General features: G+C 72.0%; 22 protein-coding genes. 9 read left to right on the top strand and 13 right to left on the bottom strand.

Annotation, left to right across the window (positions count from 1 at the left end; translation table 11 throughout):
* Nucleotides 1-18: 18 nt before the first annotated feature.
* The 6 genes from proC to CRP49_RS10410 form a co-directional block, all read right to left on the bottom strand.
* Nucleotides 19-831 carry a pyrroline-5-carboxylate reductase gene (proC, locus tag CRP49_RS10385; protein ID WP_097253116.1) on the bottom strand — a complete coding sequence of 271 codons (813 nt, stop codon included), beginning with the start codon at nucleotides 829-831 and terminating at the stop codon, nucleotides 19-21.
* An 82-nt stretch (nucleotides 832-913) separates the two neighbouring features.
* Nucleotides 914-1708, bottom strand: coding sequence for an ABC transporter permease (locus CRP49_RS10390; protein WP_097253117.1), 795 nt, complete (start codon nucleotides 1706-1708; stop codon nucleotides 914-916).
* Nucleotides 1705-2508, bottom strand: coding sequence for an ABC transporter ATP-binding protein (locus CRP49_RS10395; RefSeq protein WP_097253118.1), 804 nt, complete (start codon nucleotides 2506-2508; stop codon nucleotides 1705-1707). The genes CRP49_RS10390 and CRP49_RS10395 overlap by 4 nt, the downstream gene beginning before the upstream one ends.
* A 130-nt stretch (nucleotides 2509-2638) precedes the next feature.
* Entirely contained in the window at nucleotides 2639-3436 is a 798-nt protein-coding gene (locus CRP49_RS10400) for a class I SAM-dependent methyltransferase (RefSeq protein WP_097253119.1), read from the bottom strand.
* A gap of 208 nt (nucleotides 3437-3644) precedes the next feature.
* Nucleotides 3645-4160, bottom strand: coding sequence for a hypothetical protein (locus CRP49_RS10405; RefSeq protein ID WP_097253120.1), 516 nt, complete (start codon nucleotides 4158-4160; stop codon nucleotides 3645-3647).
* Between the two features lie 42 nt (nucleotides 4161-4202).
* Nucleotides 4203-4523: an SH3 domain-containing protein gene (locus CRP49_RS10410; protein WP_097253121.1), complete on the bottom strand. Its 321-nt coding sequence runs from the start codon at nucleotides 4521-4523 to the stop codon at nucleotides 4203-4205.
* Nucleotides 4524-4705: 182 nt separating this feature from the next.
* Between CRP49_RS10410 and CRP49_RS10415 the strand changes: the two genes are divergently transcribed.
* Nucleotides 4706-6805 (top strand): serine/threonine-protein kinase, encoded by a 2100-nt coding sequence (locus CRP49_RS10415; RefSeq protein ID WP_097253122.1) that lies wholly within the window; start codon nucleotides 4706-4708, stop codon nucleotides 6803-6805.
* A 68-nt stretch (nucleotides 6806-6873) separates the two neighbouring features.
* Here CRP49_RS10415 and ilvD read toward each other — a convergent pair whose 3' ends face one another.
* The 4 genes from ilvD to CRP49_RS10435 form a co-directional block, all read right to left on the bottom strand.
* The gene (ilvD, locus tag CRP49_RS10420) at nucleotides 6874-8727 is read right to left on the bottom strand and encodes a dihydroxy-acid dehydratase (protein WP_097253123.1); all 1854 of its coding nucleotides are present in this window, start codon (nucleotides 8725-8727) and stop codon (nucleotides 6874-6876) included.
* A gap of 210 nt (nucleotides 8728-8937) precedes the next feature.
* Nucleotides 8938-9543 (bottom strand): TetR family transcriptional regulator, encoded by a 606-nt coding sequence (locus tag CRP49_RS10425; protein WP_094218287.1) that lies wholly within the window; start codon nucleotides 9541-9543, stop codon nucleotides 8938-8940.
* Nucleotides 9540-10352, bottom strand: a complete 813-nt coding sequence (locus CRP49_RS10430; protein WP_097253124.1) for a sugar phosphate isomerase/epimerase — start codon at nucleotides 10350-10352, stop codon at nucleotides 9540-9542. Before CRP49_RS10430 ends, CRP49_RS10425 begins: the two co-directional genes overlap by 4 nt.
* Before the next feature lie 147 nt (nucleotides 10353-10499).
* A complete protein-coding gene (locus CRP49_RS10435; RefSeq protein ID WP_094218289.1) occupies nucleotides 10500-11432 on the bottom strand; it encodes a Ppx/GppA phosphatase family protein in 933 nt (310 codons plus the stop codon).
* Between the two features lie 71 nt (nucleotides 11433-11503).
* Here CRP49_RS10435 and CRP49_RS10440 point away from each other — a divergent pair, with 71 nt between their 5' ends.
* Nucleotides 11504-12394, top strand: a complete 891-nt coding sequence (locus CRP49_RS10440) for a hypothetical protein (RefSeq protein WP_179851568.1) — start codon at nucleotides 11504-11506, stop codon at nucleotides 12392-12394.
* A gap of 346 nt (nucleotides 12395-12740) precedes the next feature.
* Here the strand turns inward: CRP49_RS10440 and CRP49_RS10445 are convergent, their stop codons facing one another.
* A complete protein-coding gene (locus tag CRP49_RS10445) occupies nucleotides 12741-14414 on the bottom strand; it encodes a hypothetical protein (RefSeq protein WP_373560337.1) in 1674 nt (557 codons plus the stop codon).
* A 200-nt stretch (nucleotides 14415-14614) separates the two neighbouring features.
* Between CRP49_RS10445 and radA the strand changes: the two genes are divergently transcribed.
* Nucleotides 14615-16024 (top strand): DNA repair protein RadA, encoded by a 1410-nt coding sequence (gene radA, locus CRP49_RS10450; protein ID WP_097253126.1) that lies wholly within the window; start codon nucleotides 14615-14617, stop codon nucleotides 16022-16024.
* 81 nt (nucleotides 16025-16105) lie between these two features.
* Entirely contained in the window at nucleotides 16106-17230 is a 1125-nt protein-coding gene (disA, locus tag CRP49_RS10455) for a DNA integrity scanning diadenylate cyclase DisA (protein ID WP_094218292.1), read from the top strand.
* Between the two features lie 206 nt (nucleotides 17231-17436).
* Here disA and CRP49_RS10460 read toward each other — a convergent pair whose 3' ends face one another.
* Nucleotides 17437-18252 (bottom strand): hypothetical protein, encoded by an 816-nt coding sequence (locus CRP49_RS10460; RefSeq protein WP_179851569.1) that lies wholly within the window; start codon nucleotides 18250-18252, stop codon nucleotides 17437-17439.
* 190 nt (nucleotides 18253-18442) lie between these two features.
* On the opposite strand from CRP49_RS10460, the gene CRP49_RS10465 reads away from it, so the two are divergent.
* The 5 genes from CRP49_RS10465 (at nucleotide 18443) to cseC (ending at nucleotide 22883) form a co-directional block, all read left to right on the top strand.
* The gene (locus CRP49_RS10465; protein ID WP_097253128.1) at nucleotides 18443-19318 is read left to right on the top strand and encodes an A/G-specific adenine glycosylase; all 876 of its coding nucleotides are present in this window, start codon (nucleotides 18443-18445) and stop codon (nucleotides 19316-19318) included.
* Nucleotides 19319-19591: 273 nt separating this feature from the next.
* The gene (locus CRP49_RS10470; protein ID WP_067006350.1) at nucleotides 19592-20131 is read left to right on the top strand and encodes a SigE family RNA polymerase sigma factor; all 540 of its coding nucleotides are present in this window, start codon (nucleotides 19592-19594) and stop codon (nucleotides 20129-20131) included.
* A complete protein-coding gene (locus CRP49_RS10475) occupies nucleotides 20119-20775 on the top strand; it encodes a hypothetical protein (RefSeq protein WP_179851570.1) in 657 nt (218 codons plus the stop codon). Before CRP49_RS10470 ends, CRP49_RS10475 begins: the two co-directional genes overlap by 13 nt.
* A 33-nt stretch (nucleotides 20776-20808) precedes the next feature.
* Nucleotides 20809-21513: a two-component system response regulator CseB gene (cseB, locus tag CRP49_RS10480; RefSeq protein ID WP_094218295.1), complete on the top strand. Its 705-nt coding sequence runs from the start codon at nucleotides 20809-20811 to the stop codon at nucleotides 21511-21513.
* Between the two features lie 11 nt (nucleotides 21514-21524).
* The gene (cseC, locus tag CRP49_RS10485; protein WP_097253129.1) at nucleotides 21525-22883 is read left to right on the top strand and encodes a two-component system sensor histidine kinase CseC; all 1359 of its coding nucleotides are present in this window, start codon (nucleotides 21525-21527) and stop codon (nucleotides 22881-22883) included.
* A 44-nt stretch (nucleotides 22884-22927) separates the two neighbouring features.
* Here the strand turns inward: cseC and CRP49_RS10490 are convergent, their stop codons facing one another.
* Nucleotides 22928-23776 (bottom strand): class I SAM-dependent methyltransferase, encoded by an 849-nt coding sequence (locus tag CRP49_RS10490; RefSeq protein ID WP_097253130.1) that lies wholly within the window; start codon nucleotides 23774-23776, stop codon nucleotides 22928-22930.
* Nucleotides 23777-23778 lie beyond the last annotated feature (2 nt).

Below are 23778 nucleotides of genomic sequence, written 5' to 3' on the forward strand. Positions count from 1 at the left end.
TTCGCGGTGTCGTGAGTGTCAGTCCTTCTTGCCGGAGGCGAGTTCGCGGCTGCGGTCGCGGGCGGCCTCGAGTGCGGCGATGAGGGCGGCTCGGACTCCGTGGTTCTCCAGTTCGCGGATGGCGTTGATCGTCGTACCGGCCGGGGAGGTGACGTTCTCGCGGAGCTTGACCGGGTGCTCGCCGCTGTCGCGGAGCATCACGGCGGCGCCGATGGCGGACTGGACGATGAGGTCGTGGGCCTTGTCGCGGGGCAAACCGAGCAGGATGCCGGCGTCGGTCATGGCTTCGACCAGGTAGAAGAAGTAGGCCGGGCCGGAGCCGGACAGTGCGGTGCAGGCGTCCTGCTGGGACTCGGGGACGCGGAGGGTCTTGCCGACGGCGCCGAAGATCTCCTCGGCGTGGGCGAGGTGTTCGGCGGTGGCGTGGCTGCCGGCGGAGATGACGGACATGGCCTCGTCGACGAGGGCGGGGGTGTTCGTCATGACGCGGACGACCGGGGTGCCTGCGGCGAGGCGCTCCTCGAAGAAGGAGGTGGGGATTCCGGCGGCTCCGCTGATGACCAGGCGGTCGGCGGGGACGTGCGGGGCCAGTTCGTCCAGGAGGGTGCCCATGTCCTGCGGCTTGACCGTGAGGATCAGGGTGTCGGCGGTCTTCGCGGCCTCGGGGTTGGTGACCGGGGTGACTCCGTAGCGGGCGCGGAGTTCTTCGGCGCGTTCGGGGCGGCGGGCCGTGACCAGGAGGTCGGCGGGGGCCCAGCCGGCCCGGATCATTCCGCTGAGCAGGGCTTCGCCGATCTTGCCGGTGCCGAGGACTGCGACTTTCTGGCTCATGCGGTTCAGTTTGGCACCGCTGAGGAGGGGTGCGGGCGAGTTGTCCGGTGGACGGACTCGCCGTGCCGGCCGGCCTGGGGGCTCACGCGGTACGGCGTCGTAGCGTCGCGGCTCCCAGGGCCAGCACCAGCACCGCGCAGCCCGCCACGATCAGGACGTCCCGTACGAACGTCGCCGTCATGTCCGTGTGGTGGAGGACCTCGTTCATGCCGTCGACGGCGTAGGACATCGGGAGGACGTCGGAGACGGCCTCCAGGGCGGGGTGCATGTCGGAGCGGGGAGTGAAGAGGCCGCAGAGGAGGAGCTGGGGGAAGATCACCGCGGGCATGAACTGGACCGCCTGGAATTCCGAGGCCGCGAAGGCCGAGACGAAGAGGCCGAGGGCCGTGCCGAGCAGGGCGTCGAGGAGGGCGACCAGCAGGAGCAACCAGGGTGAGCCGGTGACGTCCAGGCCGAGGAGCCAGACGGCGAGTCCGGTGGCGAGGGCCGACTGGACGATGGCGAGGCCGCCGAAGGCGAGGGCGTAGCCGGCGATGAGGTCGGCCTTGCCGAGGGGCATGGCGAGGAGGCGTTCGAGGGTGCCCGAGGTCCGTTCGCGCAGGGTGGCGATGGAGGTGACCAGGAACATCGTGATCAGCGGGAAGATGCCGAGCAGGGAGGCGCCGATGTTGTCGAAGGTGCGCGGGCTGGCGTCGAAGACGTAGCGCAGCAGGATCAGCATCAGGCAGGGGATGAGGATCAGCAGCGCGATGGTCCGCGGGTCGTGGCGGAGCTGGCGCAGGACGCGGGCCGCGGTGGCGGTGGTGCGGGCGGCGTTCAGGGCGCCGGTGGGTACGGCGGGGGCGGCGGGCGCTGCCGGTGTGGTGGTCGTGCTCATCGGGTCGTCTCCTTGGTGCGGTCCACGGCGTCGGCTTCGTTGGCTTGGTCGACGAGGCGGAGGAAGGCGGCCTCGACGGTGTCGGTGCCGGTACGGGTGCGCAGGGCGGCCGGGGTGTCGTCGGCGAGGATCCGGCCTTCGCGCATGAGGAGCAGGCGGTGGCAGCGCTCGGCCTCGTCCATGACATGGGAGGAGACGAGGAGGGTGGCGCCGCGGGCGGCGAGGTCGTGGAAGAGGTTCCACAGGTCTCGGCGCAGGACGGGGTCGAGGCCGACCGTCGGCTCGTCGAGGACGAGGAGTTCGGGGGTGCCGAGGAGGGCGACGGCGAGGGAGACGCGGTTGCGCTGGCCGCCGGAGAGGTTGCCGGCGAGGGCGTCGGCGTGGCTGGTGAGGTCGACGTCGGTGAGGACGCGTGCGACGTCGTGGCGGCGTTCGGCGGGGGCGCGGCCGGGGTCGAGGATCGCGGCGAAGTAGTCGAGGTTCTGGCGGACGGTCAGGTCGTCGTAGACGGAGGGGGCCTGGGTGACGTAGCCGATGCGGCTGCGCAGGGTGGGGTGGCCGGCGGGGCGGCCGAGGACGTCGAGGGTGCCGGTGACCTTGGCCTGGGTGCCGACGACGGAGCGCATCAGGGTGGACTTGCCGCATCCGGACGGGCCGAGCAGGCCGGTGATCTGGCCGCGGGGGACGGTGAAGCGGAGGTGGTGGAGGACGGTGCGGGGGCCGCGTACGACGGTGAGGTCTTCGGCGTGGACGGCGTCCGGTGCCGTGGGGTGGGGTGGATCGGGCACGTAATTCATCATGTGATGAATAATCTTCCCGACGGCCGGTGCCGTCAAGGGGAGGGGATCGGTGTGCCGCACACGAAAGCGGCGGCGGCCCGGGGAGGAACCGGGCCGCCGCCGCTGCGGGGGAGGTTGACGGGATGTCGGGTCAGGGCTTGGTCGCGACGAGCAGGAGCACGTCGTACGTCTCCTCGACGATGCCGTCCGGGAAGACCTTCAGCAGATGGCCGCGCTCTTCCTCCAGGAACGCGTTCCTGCGCTCCTCGGGAGTGACGAGGAAGGCCGAGTGGCTGCCGATGTTGGCGAGGTGGGTGTCGAGCGGGACGCGGCGGCTCCAGCGGACCTCGCGGCGGGTGAAGCGGAGGCGGCCGCTGGGGTCGGCGGCCTGGCTGCCGTCGCCGGCCTTGCGCTTCTCCGCGGCGATGTCCACACCCAGGAACCTGCCGGTGCGGTCGGCGGCCTCGGCGATCCACTCGATGTCGAGGGCGTCGGTGTTCCACCACAGCGCCAGCGCACCGCCCGGCCGCAGCACGCGCAGCGCCTCCGGCACCGAGTGCGCGGTGTCGGTCCAGTGCCAGGCCTGGGCGTAGGTGAGGAAGTCGGCGTGCGCGTCGGCGACGGGGAGGGCGTTGCCGTTGCCGCGCACGATCGGGATGTGCGGCAGTGCGCGGCGGAACTCGGCGGCCATGCCCGCACCGGGTTCGACCGCGAGGACCTCGGCGCCCCGGGCGTCAAGCAGGGCGGTCGCGATCCCGGTCCCGGCACCGACGTCCACGACCCGGGCCCCGGACAGCGGCCGGCCGGCCAGCTCCTCGACGGTGTCGAAGAGGGCGGGCGGGTAGGAGGGGCGGTTCGCGGCGTACTGGGCCGCGGCGGCGTTGAAGGAGTGGGCGCGCAGGGCGAGGGACGGGGTGGCCGGTTCCGGGGAGGCTGAGGTCGTGGTCATGCCGCCATGGTGCGCGGGGTGGGGCGGGAGGGGACAGCGGGTTTTGCGGGCGGGGGCAGCGCGTTTCGGCCAGGCGCGGTGTTCTGCGCGGGCGCGCTGCTGTGCGCGGGCGCAGCCGCTTTACGCGGGCACGCTGCTCCCCGCAGGCACGCTGCTCTGCGCAGACACACCGCTTCCTTTCGGCTTACCGGCTTACCGGCCTTACGGCTTACCGGCGCCGCTTCTTCTTCGACGGGTCGCCCGTGCGTCGGGAGGAGCGGCGTTCGTACTCCTCGCGGGCCTTCTCGTACTCCTCGCGGTGCAGCTTCTCGCCGGGGGCCTCGGTGAGGGAGCGGAAGAAGTAGGCGAGCAGGGAGCCGACGAAGCCGATGGCGAGCAGGCCGCGCAGGGAGGCCTGACGCTGGGGGTCGTGGCGCTTGCCGAAGCCCTCCCAGGTGTTGCGGAAGGCGAGCGCGCTGCAGATCGCGAACATGGCGACGACCAGCACGGTCACGAAGGCGCCGGTGTCGGCGATCTGGATGCCCTCGTAGGCGAAGTTCAGGATCAGGCAGGAGACGGCGGCCGCGGCGAGGGAGCCGACGGCCACGCCGGCTCGGCGGGCCGCGTATCCGTCGTCGTGGTTCACCCAGGAGGTGCCGAAGAAGCGGAGGGGCTCGGGGCGGGGGCCGCCGCCCTGGGCCGCGGAGCCCGCCGGGGTGCCTGGGGTGCCGGTTTCGTCGCTCACGGGACGATTATGGCTCCGGGCGGGGGCGGGCTCCGGGCGGGGTCAGACGGCGCAGCGGTCGGCCACGTAGCCGTCGCTGCCCGTCTCCACGTAAGCGTCGGACACGAACTCGCCGTTGCTGATGTTGTCCCAGATCTTCGAGGTGCCGTACGGACCCGTCACGGCCGTACCCGGCGTCTGGCAGTAGACCGGGACCTTGGCGCCTTCGGGCAGGACCCGGGTGATGTTGTATCCGGTGCCGGGGCCGCTGCGGACGTTCAGGCGGACGCCCGGGGCGACGGAGTAGTAGCGGACGGACGCGGTCAGGGCCGTAGCGGTGCCTTCTTCCCCGCTCTGGGCCTCTTCGACGCGGTCGACGGACATGAGAAACCTCCCCCGTAGCACCCCATGGCCGTCCATGGGGTCCCATCGATTCCTTCTGGGTGAGTCGTCAAACGTGTGTGTGCGACTCGAACGCGGAGGTTAGCAAGCCGCCTCTGTCTCGTACGAGTCATCGACTAGGCTCCGTGCGTCGCGCGCGCGGACGAACAGCACGGGGGTGGTCCATGACGCCACAGCGCAACACCGGAGCGGGCGCGGAAGCGGAACTTCCCGAGTACGCCGGTCACTACCCTCTGGAGTCGTGTCTGGGGTCGGGCGGCATGGGCGTGGTGCACCTGGCCCGGAGCACCTCGGGGATGAAGCTCGCGGTGAAGGTCGTACATGCCGAGTTCGCCCGGGATCCGGAGTTCAGGGGCCGTTTCCGGCAGGAGGTGGCGGCCGCGCGGCGGGTGAGCGGTGCCTTCACCGCGCCGGTCGTGGATGCCGATCCGGAGGCCGAACGGCCCTGGATGGCCACGCTGTTCATTCCCGGCCCGACGCTTTCCGATCAGGTGAAGCGGAACGGGCCCATGGAGGCTGCCCAGTTGCGTCGGCTCATGGCCGGGCTCGCGGAGGCGCTGCGTGACATCCATCGGGTGGGGGTCGTACACCGGGATCTGAAGCCGAGCAACGTGTTGCTCGCCGAGGACGGGCCGAAGGTCATCGACTTCGGCATCTCGCGGCCCAAGGACAGTGAGCTGCGTACCGAGACCGGGAAGTTGATCGGGACGCCGCCGTTCATGGCGCCCGAGCAGTTCCGTCGGCCGCGGGAGGTGGGACCGGCCGCGGACATCTTCGCGCTGGGGTCGGTGATGGTGCATGCGGCGACCGGGCGGGGGCCGTTCGACTCCGACAGTCCGTATGTCGTCGCGTATCAGGTGGTGCACGACGAGCCGGATCTGACCGGGGTGCCGGAGAACCTCGCCCCGCTGGTGCTGCGGTGTCTCGCCAAGGAGCCCGAGGACCGGCCGACTCCCGATGAGTTGATGCGGGAGCTGCGGTCGGTGGCGGCCTCGTACGACACGCAGGCGTTCATACCGGCGCAGCGGACGGGAAACACTCCGCCGTCGCCGAAGCCCGCCGCACCGGAGCCGGAGAAGCGCTCCGGGAGGTGGCACCGGCCGCGCAGGCGCGTAGTTCTCGCGGCGGGCGCCCTGGCACTGGCCGTGGGCGGGATCCTCGCCTCGGTGCAGTGGCTCGGCGCGGACCCCACGCCACAACCTCACGGGAGCCCGCGGACCACCGCAGCCGGGTTCAGCGCGTGGCGGGCCAAGCCGGTCACCAAGGGTGCCGGCATGGCCCACTGTGCTTTCGGCGTCCAGAAGTTGCTGTGCACCGGACCCGAGCAGGCTTTCGCGCTCGATCCGAAGGACGGCACCGTGTTGTGGCGGCGTGCCTTCGCGGGGGCACGGTGGAGCGGAGCGCCGGTTGTGTCGGGCGGGCTCCTGCAGGTGAGGGACCAGGCCGGTCAAGTGGAGGCACTCGATCCGGGTTCGGGCGCCACCCGCTGGCAGCGGGACCTGGCCGCGAACACCGGAACGCAGTACACGGCGAAGACGCTCCTGCTCACCCGTGCGGACGGCCTGATCACGGGTGTCGAGAGCGCGTCGGGGCGGACGAAGTGGAGCCGGCATCTGCCGAACCACCACCGGCCGCGTATCGACTCGTTCCCGTCGGACGCCTCGGCGTACGCGACGACCACGTCGAACGACGGGAAGAGCACGCGCGTGACGGCCATCGACCCGGGCTCGGGATCCGTGCGCTGGAGCACACTGCTGACAGGCACGCTCGAGCCCGTCGGCGCGGAAGGCGGATCCGTCTACTTCCTCTCCGCCGACCCGGTCTACGGCGACACCGACGCCGTGGTCCGCTACACCGCGAACTCCAGGACGTCGCGCCGCGTCGTGCTGCCCACTGCACGCCAGGACGCCCAGGCCACCGTGCACGGCGGCGTGGTCTTCCTCCTCGGCTCGACTGGCGCCCTGGACGCCGTCGACACCGGCGCGGGCAAACGGATCTGGCACCTGGAGACCTCGGTGAGCCGCGGCTCGGCCCTGGTCGCCCACGATCACTACGTGTACTTCTCCGCGGCCGACGGCCGACTGCTCGCCGTGGACGCCCGTCGTGGAGACCTCGCCGGCCAGACACCCCCGCGGCTCGACGCCCAGCCGGACGGGGTGGCCTCCGGCCTGTCCGCGCCCGTGCTCACTCCGGCCCGCGTCTACGCCACCGCCCCCGACGGCACCGTCTTCGCCCTGGACGGACGCGACCCGTCGGCCTGGTGACTGGGGCCTGGTGACATGCGAAAGGGGCCGCCTCGGGTGGAGGCGGCCCCTCGGGTTCGGGTGAGTTGTCAGCCCAGCTTGGTCACGTCGCGCACCGCGCCCCGGTCCGCGCTCGTCGCCATCGCCGCGTAGGCGCGGAGGGCCGCGGAGACCTTGCGGTCGCGGTTCTTCGGGGCGTAGACGCCGTTCAGGGCCTGCTCGCGGCGGGCCAGTTCGGCCTCGTCGACCAGCAGCTCGATCGTGCGGTTCGGGATGTCGATGCGGATGCGGTCGCCGTCCTGGACGAGGGCGATCGTGCCGCCGGAGGCCGCCTCGGGGGACGCGTGGCCGATGGAGAGGCCGGACGTGCCGCCGGAGAAGCGGCCGTCGGTGATCAGGGCGCAGCTCTTGCCCAGGCCGCGGCCCTTCAGGTACGAGGTCGGGTAGAGCATCTCCTGCATGCCGGGACCGCCCTTGGGGCCCTCGTAGCGGATGACGACGACGTCGCCCTCCTTGACCTCCTGGGTGAGGATCCGCTGGACGGCCTCCTCCTGGGACTCGCAGACCACGGCCGGGCCCTCGAAGGTCCAGATGGACTCGTCCACGCCGGCGGTCTTCACGACGCAGCCGTCGACCGCCAGGTTGCCCTTCAGGACCGCCAGGCCGCCGTCCTTCGAGTACGCGTGCTCGGCCGAGCGGATGCAGCCGCTCTCGGCGTCGTCGTCCAGGGACTCCCAGCGCTCGGACTGGGAGAAGGCCTCGGCGGAGCGGACGCAGCCGGGGGCCGCGTGCCACAGTTCCACGGCCTCGGGGGACGGGGAGCCGCCACGGACGTCCCAGGTCTTCAGCCAGTCGGACAGGGAGGGGCTGTGGACCGCGTGGACGTCCTCGTTCAGCAGGCCCGCGCGGTGCAGTTCGCCGAGGAGGGCGGGGATGCCGCCGGCCCGGTGCACGTCCTCCATGTAGTACGTGCGGTTCTTCGCGACGTTGGGCGCGACCTTGGCCAGGCACGGGACGCGGCGGGAGACGGCGTCGATCTGCTCCAGGCCGAACGGGACGCCCGCCTCCTCGGCGGCGGCCAGCAGGTGCAGGATCGTGTTCGTGGAGCCGCCCATCGCGATGTCCAGGGCCATGGCGTTCTCGAAGGCCGCGAAGGTCGCGATGTTGAGCGGGAGGACCGAGTCGTCGTCCTGCTCGTAGTAGCGGCGGGTGAGGTCCATGACCGTACGGGCCGCGTTCTCGTACAGGGCGCGGCGCGCGGTGTGGGTGGCCAGGACCGAGCCGTTGCCGGGGAGGGAGAGGCCGATGGCCTCGGTCAGGCAGTTCATCGAGTTGGCGGTGAACATGCCGGAACAGCTGCCGCAGGTCGGGCAGGCGTTCTCCTCGATCCGGAGGATGTCCTCGTCGGAGATCTTGTCGTTGACGGCGTCGGAGATCGCGTCGACCAGGTCGAGGGTGCGGACCGTGCCGTCGACCAGGGTGGCGCGGCCGGACTCCATCGGGCCGCCGGAGACGAAGACCGTCGGGATGTTCAGGCGCAGGGCCGCCATCAGCATGCCCGGGGTGATCTTGTCGCAGTTGGAGATGCAGACCAGGGCGTCGGCGCAGTGGGCCTCGACCATGTACTCCACCGAGTCCGCGATCAGGTCGCGGGAGGGGAGGGAGTACAGCATGCCGCCGTGGCCCATGGCGATGCCGTCGTCGACGGCGATCGTGTTGAACTCGCGCGGGATGCCGCCCGCCTCCTTGATCGCCTCACTGACGATCCGGCCGACGGGCTGCAGGTGGGTGTGGCCCGGCACGAACTCCGTGAAGGAGTTGGCGACGGCGATGATCGGCTTCCGGCCGATGTCCGCACCGGGTACACCGGAGGCGCGCATAAGGGCGCGGGCGCCCGCCATGTTGCGGCCGTGGGTGACTGTGCGGGACCTCAGCTCGGGCATCGTCGCTCGCTCCTTCAGAGACTGCGATCAAAGAGACTTGCGATCAGAGAGACCTCTGACTCCCTACGAGCGTACGCCGCCCCTCCAAGGGCTGGACAAGGTTGTCCGGAATGCGGGACGCGAGTTTCACGGATCGCCTGCTTCAGGGCTGCTCCGGCTTGAAAGGCTGTCGGCTTGAAAGGCTGCGTCGGCTTGAAGGCTGCGTCGGCTTCAGGGCTGCGTGAGATGCCCCTGCACCACCGGTGCCACCCGCGCGATGATCTGCTCCAGGTCCGCCGAGGCCAGCGGCTCCAGCTTGATCACGTAGCGCATCATCGCCGCGCCCACCAGCTGGGCTGCCGCCAGCTCGGCCCGCAGCTCCGGGTCCGGCAGGTCCACCTGGGCGGCGATGCGGCGCAGCAGCTGGGTGGCGACGAGGCGGCGGAAGACGGCGGCGGCGGTCTCGTTGTTCACGGCGGACCGGAGGATCGCGAGGAGGGGCGTACGGGTCGTGGGGTTCTCCCAGACGCCGAAGACGAAGCGGGTCAGCCGCTCCCCCACCCCCTCCAGCGGGCCCTCGGCCACCGCGTTCGGCGCGCTGAGCGCGGGTGCGAAGGCGACCTCGATGGCCGCCTCGAAGACCTGCTCCTTGGTGCCGAAGTAGTGGTGGACCAGCGCGGAGTCGACCCCGGCGGCCTTGGCGATACCGCGCACGGACGTCTTCTCGTACCCGCGTTCGGAGAACTCCTCGCGGGCCGCGGTGAGGATCCGGTCGCGGGTGTCGGCGGACTCGGCGCGCGGCGGCCGTCCCCTTCGGCGCGCGGTCGCCCCGGTCATCGCCGGGGCACCTTCACGGCGGAGGCCAGGTGCCGGCGGGTGAAGGCCAGGGCCTCGGCGAGGTCGGCCTCGCGTTCGGCGCTGGACATGGCCCGCCGGGTGTTGACCTCGATGACGACATGGCCGTCGTAGTTGGTGCGCGAGAGGCGCTCCAGCAGCTCGGCGCAGGGCTGGGTGCCGCGTCCGGGGACCAGGTGTTCGTCCTTGGCCGAACCCCGGCCGTCGGCGAGGTGGACGTGACCGAGGCGGTCGCCCATGCGGTCGATCATGTCCAGCGCTTCCGTGCGGGCCGTCGCCGTGTGGCTGAGGTCGATCGTAAAGTGCCGGTAGTCGTCCTTGGTGACGTCCCATTCGGGCGCGTAGGCCAGCATCTCGCGGTCGCGGTAGCGCCACGGGTACATGTTCTCGACGGCGAACCGTACGTCCGTCTCGTTCGCCATCCGCCAGATCCCGGAGACGAAGTCACGGGCGTACTGCCGCTGCCAGCGGAAGGGCGGGTGTACGACGACGGTGGACGCGCCCAGCTTCTCGGCGGCCGCCCTGGCCCGCTGGAGCTTGACCCAGGGGTCCGTGGACCAGACCCGCTGGGTGATCAGCAGGCAGGGGGCGTGGACGGCCAGGATCGGGATGCCGTGGTAGTCGGACAGGCGGCGCAGGGCTTCGATGTCCTGGCTGACCGGGTCGGTCCAGACCATGACCTCGACGCCGTCGTACCCGAGGCGCGCGGCGATCTCGAAGGCCGTCGCCGTCGACTCCGGGTACACGGAGGCCGTCGACAGCGCGACGGGCACGTCCCTTGGTTCAGCCACGCAGTCACCTTAAGGGGTTGAGTGGTGAGGGAGTCGGGTGCCTATTCGCCGTTGTGAGATGCGTCATTTGCGGGTGCGGGTTCGCTGTGGCTTGTCGCGCCCACGCGGCGGGGCCGCATGTCGATACGGCCCGCGCCCCTTGGGTGACTAGCCGTTCCCCATGTGATCAAGGCGCCGCAAGATGACGCCCTCCCTCAGGGCCCACGGGCAGACCTCCAGGCTCTCCACGCCGAACAGATCCATCGCGCCCTCGGCCACCAGGGCGCCCGCCAGAAGCTGGTTCGCCCGGCCTTCCGAGACTCCGGGGAGTTCGGCGCGCTGTTGTGCGGACATGCCCGCCAGGCGGGGGACCCAGGCCTCCAGGGACTCGCGCTTGAGGTCGCGCTGGATGTAGAGGCCCTCGGCGCTGCGGGCGGCGCCGGCGATGCGGGCCAGCTGCTTGAAGGTCTTGGAGGTGGCGACCACGTGGTCGGGGGCGCCGAAGCGGCTGAATTCGCCGACGGTCCGGGCGATCTGTGCGCGGGCGTGGCGGCGCAGGGCGCGGACGTCCTCTGGGTCGGGCGGGTCGCCGGGCAGCCAGCCGGCGGTGAGGCGGCCGGCGCCGAGCGGGAGGGAGACGGCGGCGTCCGGCTCCTCGTCGATACCGAAGGCGATCTCCAGGGAGCCGCCGCCGATGTCCAGGACCAGCAGCTTTCCGGCGGACCAGCCGAACCAGCGGCGGACGGCGAGGAAGGTGAGCCGGGCCTCCTCCGGGCCGGTGAGGACCTGGAGTCGTACGCCGGTCTCGTCCTCCACGCGCGCGAGGACGTCGTCGGCGTTGGTGGCCTCGCGGACCGCGGAGGTCGCGAACGGCAGCAGGTCCTCGACGCCCTTGTCCTCGGCGGCCTGGAGCGCGTCCCGTACGACGGCGATCAGCTTCTCGATGCCGTCATCTCCTATGGCACCGCTGTCGTCGAGCAGCTGGGCGAGCCGAAGTTCGGCCTTGTGCGAATGCGCGGGCAACGGGCGCGCGCCGGGGTGAGCGTCCACCACCAGCAGATGCACCGTGTTCGAACCCACGTCCAGGACACCGAGTCTCATGTACGGAACGCTACTGCCAGATCCACTGTCCTCGGTCCCCGAAGCGGCCTCGGGCCACTTACCCTGGACGGGTGCCAAAGACGAAAAAGGCTAACTCCGACAAGAGCACCAAGAACGCCAAGGGTGCCAAGTCGGGCAAGGCGGCCAAATCCTCCAAGGGATCGAAGGATCCTTCGCAGGTGAAGGCGTCGACGTCCAGGAAGGCCCCGAAGATGAGCGACGAGAAGGGGCTGGACTTCGCCCGCGCGTGGGTGGAGTTCCCGGACCCGGCGGACGACGAGCAGGTCTTCCGCTGCGATCTGACCTGGCTGACCTCGCGCTGGAACTGCATCTTCGGCAGCGGCTGCCAGGGCATCCAGGCGGGCCGCGCGGACGACGGGTGCTGCTCGCTGGGCGCCCACTTCTCCGACGAGGACGACGAGAAGCGGGTCGCCGAGCACGTGGCGCGGCTGACGCCGGAGATCTGGCAGCACCACGACGAGGGCGTGCGGAACGGCTGGGTCTCGGAGGACGACGAGGGCTCCCGCCAGACCCGCCCCTTCCAGGGCTCCTGCATCTTCCAGAACCGGCCCGGTTTCGCGGGCGGCGCGGGCTGCTCGCTGCACATCCTCGCCCTGCGGGAGGGCCGGGAGCCGCTGGAGACCAAGCCGGACGTGTGCTGGCAGCTGCCGATCCGGCGGACGTACGACTGGATCGACCGCCCCGACGACACGCGGGTCCTCCAGGTCTCCATCGGCGAGTACGACCGCCGGGGCTGGGGTCCGGGCGGCCATGACCTGCACTGGTGGTGCACGTCGGCGACCTCGGCGCACGGCGCGGGCGAGCCGGTGTACGTCTCCTACCGGGCCGAGCTGACCGAACTGATGGGCAAGGCCGGCTACGACCGCCTGGTCGAGCTGTGCGAACAGCGACTGGCGTCGCAGCTGCCGCTGGTGGCACCGCATCCGGCGGATCCGGCGTAGGGCAGCGGAGGGCGCCTCCGGGGCGCGTCGGCTGCCGGAGGACGCGTGCAGGGGGCCTGAGGTCGCGCCGGGTGAGCGGTACGGCCGCGCCGCGCTGCCTGGGCCGTTCGGCCGCGATGCCGGCCAGCCCCAGCCGCGGCGCGAGGACCTGAGCATCGGGCCGGTGAGCCGTGTGGCCGCGCCACGCTGCCAGCGGCACTCGACCGCGATACCGGCCAGCCCCGGCCAAGGCACGAGGACCTGATACCGGCCAGCCCCAGCCGAGGCGCGAGGACCTGAGGGTCAGGCCGGTGAACCATGCGGCCGCGGCACACTGCCTCCGGCACCCGGCCGCAACGCCTGCCCCCTAGCTGTCCGACGGGCTCGGGGTCCCGTCGTCGCTCGGGGACGGGGACGGGCTCGGTGGGTCGGACGGGGTCGGGTCCGTGGGGCTGGGGCTGGGGTCGGTCGGGGTCGGGGACTGGCTGGACGGCGGGTCCGTCGGGGGCGAGGACGAGGGGGTCGGGTCGGGGCTGCTGGGGGTCGGGGGCGGGGTCGAGGGGCGGCTCGGGGCGGTGCCATAGCCGTCGATGGTGACCACGGCGCCGGCCGGGGAGACCGCCACCTGTGCGCGCCAGTGGCCGGAGGGCTCGCGCAGATGGTCGACGTACACCTTGATCGTCAACGTCTCGCCGGGGGCGAGGGTTCCCGACGACTGGCTGAGGTAGAGCCAGGCCGCCGAGGTGGCGGCGGACCAGCGGACCGGGGCGGAGCCGGAGGCGGTGAGGGTGATCAGCGTGGTGTCGCCGTCGTTGGCGGCGCTGACCGCGAGTTGTCCCGCGCCCTTCTCGTCTCCTCCGGAGACGCTGATGACCTCCACGGAGACGTCCGAAGCGCCGTCCTTGCCGGGGCCGCCGGGCTTGACGCTGGCGTTCCCCGCGTTCTCGTAACCGCCGGTGGTGTCGCTGCCGAGCGCGTCCGGGCCCTGCGCCTCGCGCGCGGTGGCCGCGCGGCCGTCCTCGGCCGCCGGGGTGCCCCGGTAGGCGGCCCACAGGGCGAGCACGGGGGCCGCGACGACGGTGGCGACGACGGTCGTGGTGACGGCACGCGCGCGTAGGCGGTCCCGACGGGCCGCGCGGTCCTTGGGGTCCATCGGGAAGCCGCGCCGGTCGAAACGGGGTACCGCCGCGCCCCGCGCGCGTGGCTGGTGCGCGAGGGCGACGTGCAGGGCCGCGCGGGGCGCCTCCAGAACGGGCAGCTCGGCCGGGGTGACCGTGGCGCCGGGCCAGCGGCCGGGCACGGCGCGCTCGGCGGTACGGCGGCAGCGGGGGCAGTCGTCGACGTGCCGGACCAGCTCGCGGCGCAGGGCCGCGCTCAGGACCAGCTGACTGTCTCCGGTGAGGTGGGCCACGCTCGGACAGCCGCCGGTCTCGACCACAGCGAGCGCGGCGCGGGTGCGCTCGACCTCGCAGGCCGCCGTGGCGAGCAGCTCGCGCGCGGCGGTGGGCTCCATGCCGAGGACGGCGGCGACCTCGTGGGCGGCGAGGTGGTGGCGGACGGCGAGTTCCAGGGCCTCGCGCTGCTCGGGGGTGGTGCCGGCCGCCTCCGGCCAGGCGAGCAGGGCGAGTTCGCGGCGGCGCTGCTCCTGGACCTCGGGGGCGACGGGCGGATCGGGTACCTGTTTCGTGGCCGCGGGACGCCCCGCCGCATGGGTGGCCTGACGTTTCTGCTTGGCCTCGGCGAGCCCCCGTAGGCAGGCCCAGCGGGCCAGCGCGTACAGCCAGGCCCTGCGGTCGGCGGCGGCGTCCGGGACACGCTGCCCACGCCGCTCGGCCAGCGCCAGGACGTCCCCGAGGGCGGCGGTGGCCGCGTCGTGGTCGCACAGCACCGACAGGCAGTAGGTGAACAGGCCGTCCAGGTACGGCTCGTAGCGCGCCGGCGGCCGCTGGGCGAGGGTGCGCGCGGCGGCTCGGTCGCGCGCCTCCCGGTGCGCCCGGTGTGCGCCGGTGGTGCGGGTCGTGGTCTGAGGACTGCTGCTCATCACCCGTGCGACCGTAGGCGGCGGCGGAGTGCCCCTTCTCGCACCTTGAGCACTTTTAATCCGTACGGGTGAAACGATCCCTCATAAGGGGACAGGAACCCTTTATTCCGTGGCTCGAACCGGACGGGCGGTGGCCAATACCAGTCCACCCACATGCGCCCCGAGCGGGCGCTGTCAGTGCCGCGGGCTACGGTTTCCGCATGGCTGCCCGTACCAAGACCACCAAGGACCGACCGTCCTACCGCTGCACCGAGTGCGGCTGGCAGACGGCCAAGTGGCTCGGCCGCTGCCCCGAGTGCCAGGCCTGGGGGACGGTCGAGGAGTACGGCGCGCCCGCGGTCCGTACGACGGCGCCGGGCCGGGTCACCAGCTCCGCGGTACCCATCGGCCAGGTCGACGGCCGCCAGGCCACCGCCCGCACGACCGGCGTGCCGGAGCTGGACCGGGTGCTCGGCGGCGGTCTCGTGCCCGGCGCGGTCGTGCTGCTCGCGGGCGAGCCCGGGGTCGGCAAGTCCACCCTGCTGCTGGACGTGGCCGCCAAGTCGGCGAGCGAGGAGCACAGGACCCTCTATGTGACCGGCGAGGAGTCCGCGAGCCAGGTCCGGCTGCGCGCCGACCGCATCGGCGCTATCGACGACCACCTGTATCTCGCCGCCGAGACCGATCTGGCCGCCGTCCTCGGTCACTTGGACGCGGTGAAGCCGTCCCTGCTGATCCTCGACTCGGTGCAGACGGTGGCCTCCCCGGAGATCGACGGCGCGCCCGGCGGCATGGCCCAGGTCCGTGAGGTGGCCGGCGCCCTGATCCGCGCCTCCAAGGAGCGCGGCATGTCCACGCTGCTGGTGGGCCACGTCACCAAGGACGGCGCGATCGCCGGCCCCCGGCTGCTGGAGCACCTGGTGGACGTCGTCCTGCACTTCGAGGGCGACCGGCACGCGCGCCTGCGCCTGGTGCGGGGCGTGAAGAACCGCTACGGCGCCACCGACGAGGTCGGCTGCTTCGAACTGCACGACGAGGGCATCACGGGCCTCGCGGACCCCAGCGGACTCTTCCTGACCCGTCGTGACGAACCGGTCCCCGGCACCTGCCTGACGGTCACCCTGGAGGGCCGCCGCCCGTTGGTGGCGGAGGTGCAGGCGCTGACCGTGGACTCCCAGATCCCCTCCCCGCGCCGGACCACCTCGGGCCTGGAGACCTCCCGGGTGTCGATGATGCTCGCGGTGCTGGAGCAGCGGGGCCGGATCAGCGCGCTCGGCAAGCGGGACATCTACTCGGCGACGGTGGGCGGCGTGAAGCTGTCGGAGCCGGCCGCCGACCTCGCGATCGCCCTCGCCCTCGCCTCGGCCGCCAGCGACACCCCGCTGCCCAAGAACCTCGTCGCGATCGGCGAGGTCGGTCTGGCAGGCGAGGTCAGACGGGTCACGGGCGTGCAGCGCAGGCTCGCCGAGGCACACCGGCTGGGCTTCACGCACGCGCTCGTCCCGGGCGACCCGGGCAAGGTCCCGCCCGGGATGAAGGTCCTGGAAGTCGCCGACATGGGAGACGCGCTCAGGGTTCTGCCGCGCTCCCGTCGCCGAGAGGCCCCACGGGAGGCGGAGGAGCGCCGGTAGACTTTGCCCAGGTCTCGCCCGTCCGTACGAACCGAGTGCGCACGACGGCAGCGCCCCAGAACCTGCGACCGGAGGAGTGCAGTGGCAGCCAACGACCGGGCAGCAGCTCCCGGAAAGTCCGGTGGGAGTGCCGGTACCGATGGCCTGATGCGCGCCTCGCTGAGCGCCGTGGCTCCGGGTACGCCCCTGCGTGACGGCCTGGAGCGGGTCCTGCGCGGCAACACCGGCGGGCTCATCGTCCTCGGCTCCGACAAGACCGTCGAGGCGATGTGCACGGGCGGCTTCGTCCTGGACGTGGAGTTCACCGCCACCCGTCTGCGAGAGCTGTGCAAGCTGGACGGCGGCATAGTGCTCTCCTCCGACCTGTCGAAGATCCTCAGGGCCGGCGTGCAGCTGGTCCCGGACCCGACGATCCCCACGGAGGAGACGGGCACGCGGCACCGCACGGCGGACCGCGTCTCGAAGCAGGTCGGCTTCCCCGTGGTCTCCGTCTCCCAGTCCATGCGGCTGATCGCCCTGTACGTCGACGGGCAGCGGCGCGTGCTGGAGGACTCGGCGGCAATCCTGTCCCGCGCGAACCAGGCGCTGGCCACCCTGGAGCGGTACAAGCTCCGCCTCGACGAGGTCGCGGGCACGCTGTCGGCGCTGGAGATCGAGGACCTGGTGACGGTCCGGGACGTGTCGGCGGTCGCCCAGCGCCTTGAGATGGTCCGGCGCATCGCCACCGAAATCGCCGAATATGTGGTCGAACTGGGCACGGACGGTCGTCTTCTGGCGCTTCAGCTGGAGGAGTTGATCGCGGGCGTCGAGCCCGACCGTGAGCTGGTCGTCCGGGACTACGTCCCCGAGCCCACGGCGAAGCGCTCCCGCACGGTCGAGGAGGCACTGTCCGAGCTGGACGCCCTCTCCCACGCGGAACTCCTGGAGATGGGCACGGTGGCGCGTGCGCTGGGCTACACCGGCTCCCCCGAGACCCTCGACTCCGCGGTGTCCCCGCGGGGCTTCCGGCTCCTGGCCAAGGTGCCGCGTCTGCCGGGCGCGATCATCGACCGCCTGGTGGAGCACTTCGGTGGCCTGCAGAAGCTGCTCGCCGCGAGCGTGGACGACCTTCAGGCGGTGGACGGGGTTGGCGAGGCGCGCGCCCGTAGCGTCCGCGAAGGCCTCTCGAGGCTGGCCGAGTCCTCCATCCTGGAGCGGTACGTCTGATGTGGGGGCGGCTGGGTCCGTCGTAAGGCGCGGGCCGGCGGGGGCTGGTCGCGCAGTTCCCCGCGCCCCTAGGGAGTCGCAGCACAGTCGACCGCAAACGCACCCGTGCATAGCTGCGTGCGGTGCGGTGAGTACTTAAGGGGCGCGGGGAACTGCGCGACCAGCCCCCACACCCCCGCACTCGCACGACGGACCCGACAGCCCCGCTAATCAGCAGACAGCACGAACGAAGCCTGAGCCTTCGCGAACCCCGACGCCTCCGCCTCCAGCAAATACGTCCCCGTCTTCGCCACCCCCGCCGGAGGCGTCCCGCACTGCGGGGCGCTCGGCTTGCGGTCCCACGTCACGGCGTACGTGATGCTCTGCCCCGCGGGCACCCGGAACACCAGGCTCGCCGCGCCCTTCGGGCAGTCGGCCGAGGACCAGTAGGCGTCACTGCTGTCCGCCGGCGTAATGGTCAACACCGCGCGCTTCGGCCCGAGGTCGACCTTGCAGTCACTGGACGACGCGTTCTTCGCGGTGAGTTCGAACGTGGGCACCTGGTCAGGTGAGTACGAGTTGTGCCGGCTGCGCAGGCTCAACGTGACCGCCCCGGCGGTGCAGTTGGGCAGCGAGGAGGACGCCGGCAGCGTGTCACCCGTACCGACATGTCCCCCGCCGGACCCCGAGCCCGAGCCGCCGCCCGAACCACCGCCCGAGCCACCGTCGGACCCCGTCGAGCCGGAGTCGCCCTTGCCGTCCGCCCCGGAACTCCCGCCGGCGTCGCCGCCGCCACTCGACTCGTCGCGGCCGCCCGGGTGTTGGGTGATCGCGGACTCGGACGAGGAGGGCCCCGGCGTGATCGTGGACACGGGATTCTTGCCGTTGGAGGCGTCGGTGTTCTTCTTGCCGCCCCCGCCGCCGGCCGTGACGATCCAGGTGATCAGCAGCGCCGACACGGCGACCACAGACACGATGACGACCCTCCGTCGCCAGTAGATGGAGGAGGGAAGCGGCCCGACCGGATTGCGCAGAGATCCCACGGCGCAAACTGTACGAGAGATCGGCGCGCTTGCTTGCGCCACCCGCCGCCCGGACTCCAACTTTTCCGGATCATCATCCCGGCAACTGTCGCAGGAGAAAGGGTCCTTCACACACCGCGACCAGACGCAACGCTCCGCAACCGCCTGTTATCGGCCCCGCCCGCCCGACCCGTGGCAGGATCGGAATGCCATGACTGAGAAGCTCCACGCCCCCGTGATCGCCTGGTTCGACACCCACGCCCGCGACCTCCCCTGGCGCCGCCCGGAGGCGGGCCCCTGGGGCGTGATGGTCAGCGAGTTCATGCTCCAGCAGACCCCCGTCAGCCGGGTCCTGCCCGTCTACGAGCAGTGGCTCGCCCGCTGGCCGCGCCCCGCCGACCTCGCCGAGGAGGCGCCCGGAGAGGCGGTGCGCGCCTGGGGCCGGCTCGGCTATCCGCGCCGCGCCCTGCGGCTGCACGGCGCCGCGGTCGCCATAACGGAGCGGCACGGCGGGGACGTACCGACGGATCACACCCAGCTGCTGGCGCTGCCCGGCATCGGCGAGTACACGGCCGCCGCGGTGGCCTCCTTCGCGTACGGGCAGCGCCACCCGGTGCTGGACACGAATGTGCGCCGGGTCTTCGCGCGGGCGGTGAGCGGGGTGCAGTACCCGCCGAACGCCACCACGGCCGCCGAGCGCAAGCTGGCCCGTGAACTGCTGCCCGAGGACGAGAGGACGGCCGCCCGCTGGGCCGCCGCGTCCATGGAGCTGGGCGCACTGGTGTGCACGGCGAAGAACGAGGGCTGCCACCGCTGCCCGATCGCCGCGCAGTGCGCCTGGCGACTGGCGGGCAAGCCGGAGCACGAGGGGCCGCCGCGCCGCGGACAGACGTACGCGGGCACGGACCGCCAGGTGCGCGGCAAGCTGCTCGCCGTGCTGCGGGAGGCGCACGCGCCGGTGCCCCAGGTGGCGCTGGACCGGGTGTGGCACGAGCCGGTGCAGCGCGCCCGCGCGCTCGACGGGCTCGTCACGGACGGTCTGGTGGAGCCGCTGCCCGGCGGCCTGTACCGGCTGCCGCTGACCTGACACACAGCCAAGTCACGGCGTGCGGGCCTTCGTTACGGACCCTCCCGCCCTACAAACCGCCTCATAAAGGGACGTAAGAGTCAGCCTCTTTACCCCGGACCTACTTCCGTTACACAACCGACGGACAGCCGATTGCTAGCCGCAGGCTGCTCCGCACAGCCCCGTGACAACAGCTCCGTAGTTTTTTCTCGTGCCCGGCAGACCACGGCACAGCGGGACAGCGGGACTTCTGGCGCGAGCCGGAGTACACGGGGATAACGGAGGCGGTTGATCATGGCGCAGGGCGAGGTGCTCGAGTTCGAGGAGTACGTCCGCACCCGGCAGGACGCGCTGCTGCGCAGCGCCCGCCGGCTGGTCCCGGACCCGGTGGACGCCCAGGACCTGCTGCAGACCGCGCTCGTGCGGACGTACGGCCGCTGGGAGGGCATCGCCGACAAGCGGCTCGCGGACGCCTATCTGCGCCGGGTCATGATCAACACGCGGACCGAGTGGTGGCGGGCGCGCAAGCTGGAGGAGGTTCCGACCGAGCAGCTGCCGGACGCCTCGGTCGACGACTCCACCGAGCAGCACGCCGATCGCGCCCTGCTGATGGACATCATGAAAGTGCTCGCTCCGAAACAGCGCAGCGTCGTGGTGCTGCGACACTGGGAGCAGATGTCCACTGAGGAGACGGCCGCGGCCCTCGGCATGTCGGCCGGTACGGTCAAGAGCACGCTGCACCGGGCGCTCGCCCGGCTCCGCGAGGAGCTGGAGGCCCGCGATCTGGACGCACGCGCGCTGGAGCGTGAGGAGCGGGAGCGTTGCGCGGCCTGACCGGGGCCGGGCCCAGCGAGGCCCGAGGCAGTACACAGGCGGTGATCACGGCTGCGGTCGTGCTCGCCGCCCTCGCCCTTTTCGTCGCCGCGTGCGGCACCGAGGGGACCGGCGCGCGGGACGAGGGCCCGGCGCACGCCTCCGCGGTGGCGGGCGCGGTCGCCTCTCCGGCGCCCAGTCCCACCGACCGGTACCGGCGTGTGGACGCCGTGGCCCTGCTCAAGAAGGACCCCGCGGTCTCGGCGACCGTCAAGCGCGACCTGAAGCCGTGCGACGGCGACGACTATCCGGTCGACGTCTCCTATGGCGACCTGACCGGCGGCTCCGTGGACGACGTCGTCGTCAACGTGCTCACGTGCGGCGACTGGATCGGCCTCGGCTCGTACGTGTACCGGGAAGAAGGGGGCACGTTCAAGAATGTCTTCAAGAACGAGGAGTCCCCGGTCGTCGCGGACATCGAACAGGGCGTCCTGACCCTGACCAAACAGGTGTACAAGAAGGGCGACCCGATCTCGAACCCCTCCAGCGAGGACGTGATCCCCTACACCTGGAGGTCGGGACGGTTCGTCCAGGGGCGGGTCGTCCACAACGAATACGGCAGCGGAGTCGGCGGGGATGCCACGACCGCGCCGGAGGACAACTGACCGATCACATGACGGAGAACTGAGAGCACCGGGATGGCAGACCAGACCCACGTCCTGTTCGTCGAGGACGACGACGTCATCCGCGAGGCCACCCAGCTCGCCCTGGAGCGGGACGGCTTCGCGGTGACCGCCATGCCCGACGGGCTGTCGGGCCTGGAGGCTTTCCGGGCGAACCGGCCCGACATCGCGCTGCTGGACGTCATGGTCCCGGGTCTGGACGGCGTCAGCCTGTGCCGTCGTATCCGGGACGAGTCGACCGTGCCGGTGATCATGCTCTCCGCGCGCGCGGACTCCATCGACGTCGTCCTCGGCCTGGAGGCGGGCGCGGACGACTATGTGACCAAGCCGTTCGACGGTGCCGTCCTGGTCGCCCGGATCCGCGCGGTGCTGCGCCGCTTCGGACACGCCGGCGGGGCCGCGCACCTGGAGGAGTCCCCGGCGCAGGTGAACGGCGGCCCGCTGACCTTCGGTGACCTGGAGATCGACACCGAGGGCATGGAGGTGCACCGGGCCGGGCAACCGGTGGCGCTGACCCCGACCGAGATGCGGCTGCTGCTGGAGTTCTCCACCTCGCCGGGCACCGTGCTCTCCCGCGACAAGCTGCTGGAGCGGGTGTGGGACTACGGCTGGGGCGGGGACACCCGGGTCGTCGACGTCCATGTGCAGCGGCTGCGGCAGAAGATCGGCCAGGACCGGATCGAGACGGTCCGGGGCTTCGGCTACAAGTTGAAGGCTTGAGCGGGGCGGACATGCGGGGGATCATTCGGCGCTCGGTGGGGGGCATGGAGCGCGCGGGCCTGAAGACCGGGCTCAGGTGGAAGCTCAGCGCGGCGATCGCCCTGGTCGCCGGGCTGGTGGCCGTGGCGCTCAGCCTGGTCGTGCACAACGCCGCCCGGGTCTCGATGCTGGACAACGCGCGTGACCTGGCCAACGAGCGGGTGCAGGTGGCCCAGGGCACCTACGAGCGGTACGGGCGGATGAACTTCCCCAACATCAAGTTCGACGACCCCGAGCTGCCGCCCCCGCTGCGGGAGAAGGTCGAGGAGGGCCGCCGGGCCAGTTACGTCAGCGACCACCGCGGTGGTGTGCCGGACATCTGGGCGGCCGTACCGGTCAAGAACGGGCATGTGCTGTCCCTGCACACCCACTTCCCGGACCGCTCCACCGACGTGATGAAGGACCTCGACCAGGCCCTGGTCATCGGGTCCATCGCGGTGGTGCTCGGCGGCAGCGCGCTCGGCGTGCTGATCGGCGGGCAGCTGTCGCGGCGGCTGCGCAAGGCGGCGGCCGCGGCGGGCCGGGTCGCCAACGGCGAGACCGATGTCCGGGTGCGGGAGGCCATCGGCGGGGTCGTACGGGACGAGACCGACGATCTCGCGCGCGCGGTGGACGCGATGGCGGACGCGCTGCGGCAGCGCCTGGAGGCCGAGCGGCGGGTGACCGCCGACATCGCGCACGAGCTGCGCACCCCGGTGACCGGCCTGCTCACCGCAGCCGAACTGCTGCCTCCCGGCCGCCCCACCGAACTGGTCCTGGACCGTGCGAAGGCGATGCGCACGCTCGTCGAGGACGTCCTGGAGGTGGCCCGCCTGGACAGCGCCTCCGAGCGGGCCGAGCTACAGGACATCATGCTGGGCGACTTCGTGGCCCGGCGCGTGGCTGCCAAGGATCCGGACATCGTCGTACGAGTGGTGCACGAGTCGGAGGTCACCACCGACCCGCGCCGCCTGGAACGCGTGCTCTTCAACCTGCTCGCCAACGCCGCCCGGCACGGCAAGCCACCGATCGAGGTCACCGTCGAGGGCCGGGTCATCCGGGTCCGCGACCACGGCCCCGGCTTCCCCGAAGCGCTCCTGGCCGAGGGCCCGAGCCGCTTCCGCACCGGCAGCGCGGACCGCGCGGGCAAGGGCCACGGCCTGGGCCTGACCATCGCGGCCGGCCAGGCCCGGGTGCTGGGCGCCCGCCTGACCTTCCGCAACGTACGCCCCGTCGGCCTCCCCGACCACATCCCGTCGGAGGGCGCGGTGGCCGTCCTCTGGCTCCCGGAACACGCTCCCACGAGCACGGGAAGCCATCCGATGCTGCCGATGTCCGGGGGCGCGGGCTGAGCAGGGAGCGACGTTGGTGGAGGCGGCGCCTTCGCGTGGTCGCCTCACGTGGTCGCGACCAGCAGTTCCTCCCCGCGTGACGGCCGCAGGCCGTCCGTTCTGTCGGCGAAGTAGCGCTCGCCGAGTTCCTCGGCCGTGACATGGCGGACCTCGCGGAAGCCGGTCTCGCGGGCCAGGGCCAGGATCTGCGGCGGTGTGAAGAAGCTCAGGAACGGCGTTCCGGCGGCGCGGGCGCCGTTCACGGCGGCCTGGAGCTGCGGACGCTGGTCCGGCTCGACGTCCTCCAAAGGCCGCAGGAAGGTCGTGGCCAGCGTGGAGCCCGCGGCAAGCGTGGCGACGAGGCGGAACATGGACTCGACCGCGTCCCCGGTGAGATACATCGTGACGCCGGTGGCGGCCACCACCGCCGGCCGGCCGGGATCCAGGCCGGCCGTGACCAGCTGCCCCCACCAGTCCCCCTCGAAGTCGACCGGCACCAGCCGCAGCCACTCGGGGACGCCGTACCCCAGCTCGGCCAGCCGCTGTCTCTTCCAGGCCTGCGGCCCGGGCCGGTCGACCTCGAACACCCGGAGCGTGGCCGCGATCTCCGGCCGCCGCTGGGCGAAGCTGTCCAGTCCGGCCCCGAGGAGGACGTACTGGCCGACGCCCCGCGCGGCCTGGTCCACGACGAGGTCCTCCACGAAGCGGGCGCGGGCCGCGATGGACGCGCGGGTGCGCCGCGTGGCCTCGACGTCCATGTCCGGGCGGCCGCGCCAGTCCTCGTCCGGGGCCGCCAGCTGCAGCCCGATCTCGTCGTCGATCACATGCGGCGGCGGATCGGCCTGGACGTGCAGGGCGCGCCACAGGGCGACCCGTACGGCCGTGTGGTCCGCCGCGGCCTCCTGCTCCTGCATGC

Origin of the sequence: Streptomyces sp. Ag109_G2-15 (assembly GCF_900215565.1) — a bacterium.
Lineage (GTDB): Bacteria > Actinomycetota > Actinomycetes > Streptomycetales > Streptomycetaceae > Streptomyces > Streptomyces diastatochromogenes.

Excerpts from the sequence above, each read along its gene's own strand:
- proC (WP_097253116.1), bottom strand. The coding sequence starts at position 831 with ATGAGCCAGAAAGTCGCAGTCCTCGGCACCGGCAAGATCGGCGAAGCC.
- CRP49_RS10390 (WP_097253117.1), bottom strand. The coding sequence starts at position 1,708 with ATGAGCACGACCACCACACCGGCAGCGCCCGCCGCCCCCGCCGTACCC.
- CRP49_RS10395 (WP_097253118.1), bottom strand. The coding sequence starts at position 2,508 with ATGATGAATTACGTGCCCGATCCACCCCACCCCACGGCACCGGACGCC.
- CRP49_RS10400 (WP_097253119.1), bottom strand. The coding sequence starts at position 3,436 with ATGACCACGACCTCAGCCTCCCCGGAACCGGCCACCCCGTCCCTCGCC.
- CRP49_RS10410 (WP_097253121.1), bottom strand. The coding sequence starts at position 4,523 with ATGTCCGTCGACCGCGTCGAAGAGGCCCAGAGCGGGGAAGAAGGCACC.
- CRP49_RS10415 (WP_097253122.1), top strand. The coding sequence starts at position 4,706 with ATGACGCCACAGCGCAACACCGGAGCGGGCGCGGAAGCGGAACTTCCC.
- ilvD (WP_097253123.1), bottom strand. The coding sequence starts at position 8,727 with ATGCCCGAGCTGAGGTCCCGCACAGTCACCCACGGCCGCAACATGGCG.
- CRP49_RS10425 (WP_094218287.1), bottom strand. The coding sequence starts at position 9,543 with ATGACCGGGGCGACCGCGCGCCGAAGGGGACGGCCGCCGCGCGCCGAG.
- CRP49_RS10435 (WP_094218289.1), bottom strand. The coding sequence starts at position 11,432 with ATGAGACTCGGTGTCCTGGACGTGGGTTCGAACACGGTGCATCTGCTG.
- CRP49_RS10445 (WP_373560337.1), bottom strand. The coding sequence starts at position 14,414 with ATGAGCAGCAGTCCTCAGACCACGACCCGCACCACCGGCGCACACCGG.
- radA (WP_097253126.1), top strand. The coding sequence starts at position 14,615 with ATGGCTGCCCGTACCAAGACCACCAAGGACCGACCGTCCTACCGCTGC.
- CRP49_RS10465 (WP_097253128.1), top strand. The coding sequence starts at position 18,443 with ATGACTGAGAAGCTCCACGCCCCCGTGATCGCCTGGTTCGACACCCAC.
- CRP49_RS10470 (WP_067006350.1), top strand. The coding sequence starts at position 19,592 with ATGGCGCAGGGCGAGGTGCTCGAGTTCGAGGAGTACGTCCGCACCCGG.
- cseB (WP_094218295.1), top strand. The coding sequence starts at position 20,809 with ATGGCAGACCAGACCCACGTCCTGTTCGTCGAGGACGACGACGTCATC.
- cseC (WP_097253129.1), top strand. The coding sequence starts at position 21,525 with ATGCGGGGGATCATTCGGCGCTCGGTGGGGGGCATGGAGCGCGCGGGC.
- CRP49_RS10490 (WP_097253130.1), bottom strand. The coding sequence starts at position 23,776 with ATGCAGGAGCAGGAGGCCGCGGCGGACCACACGGCCGTACGGGTCGCC.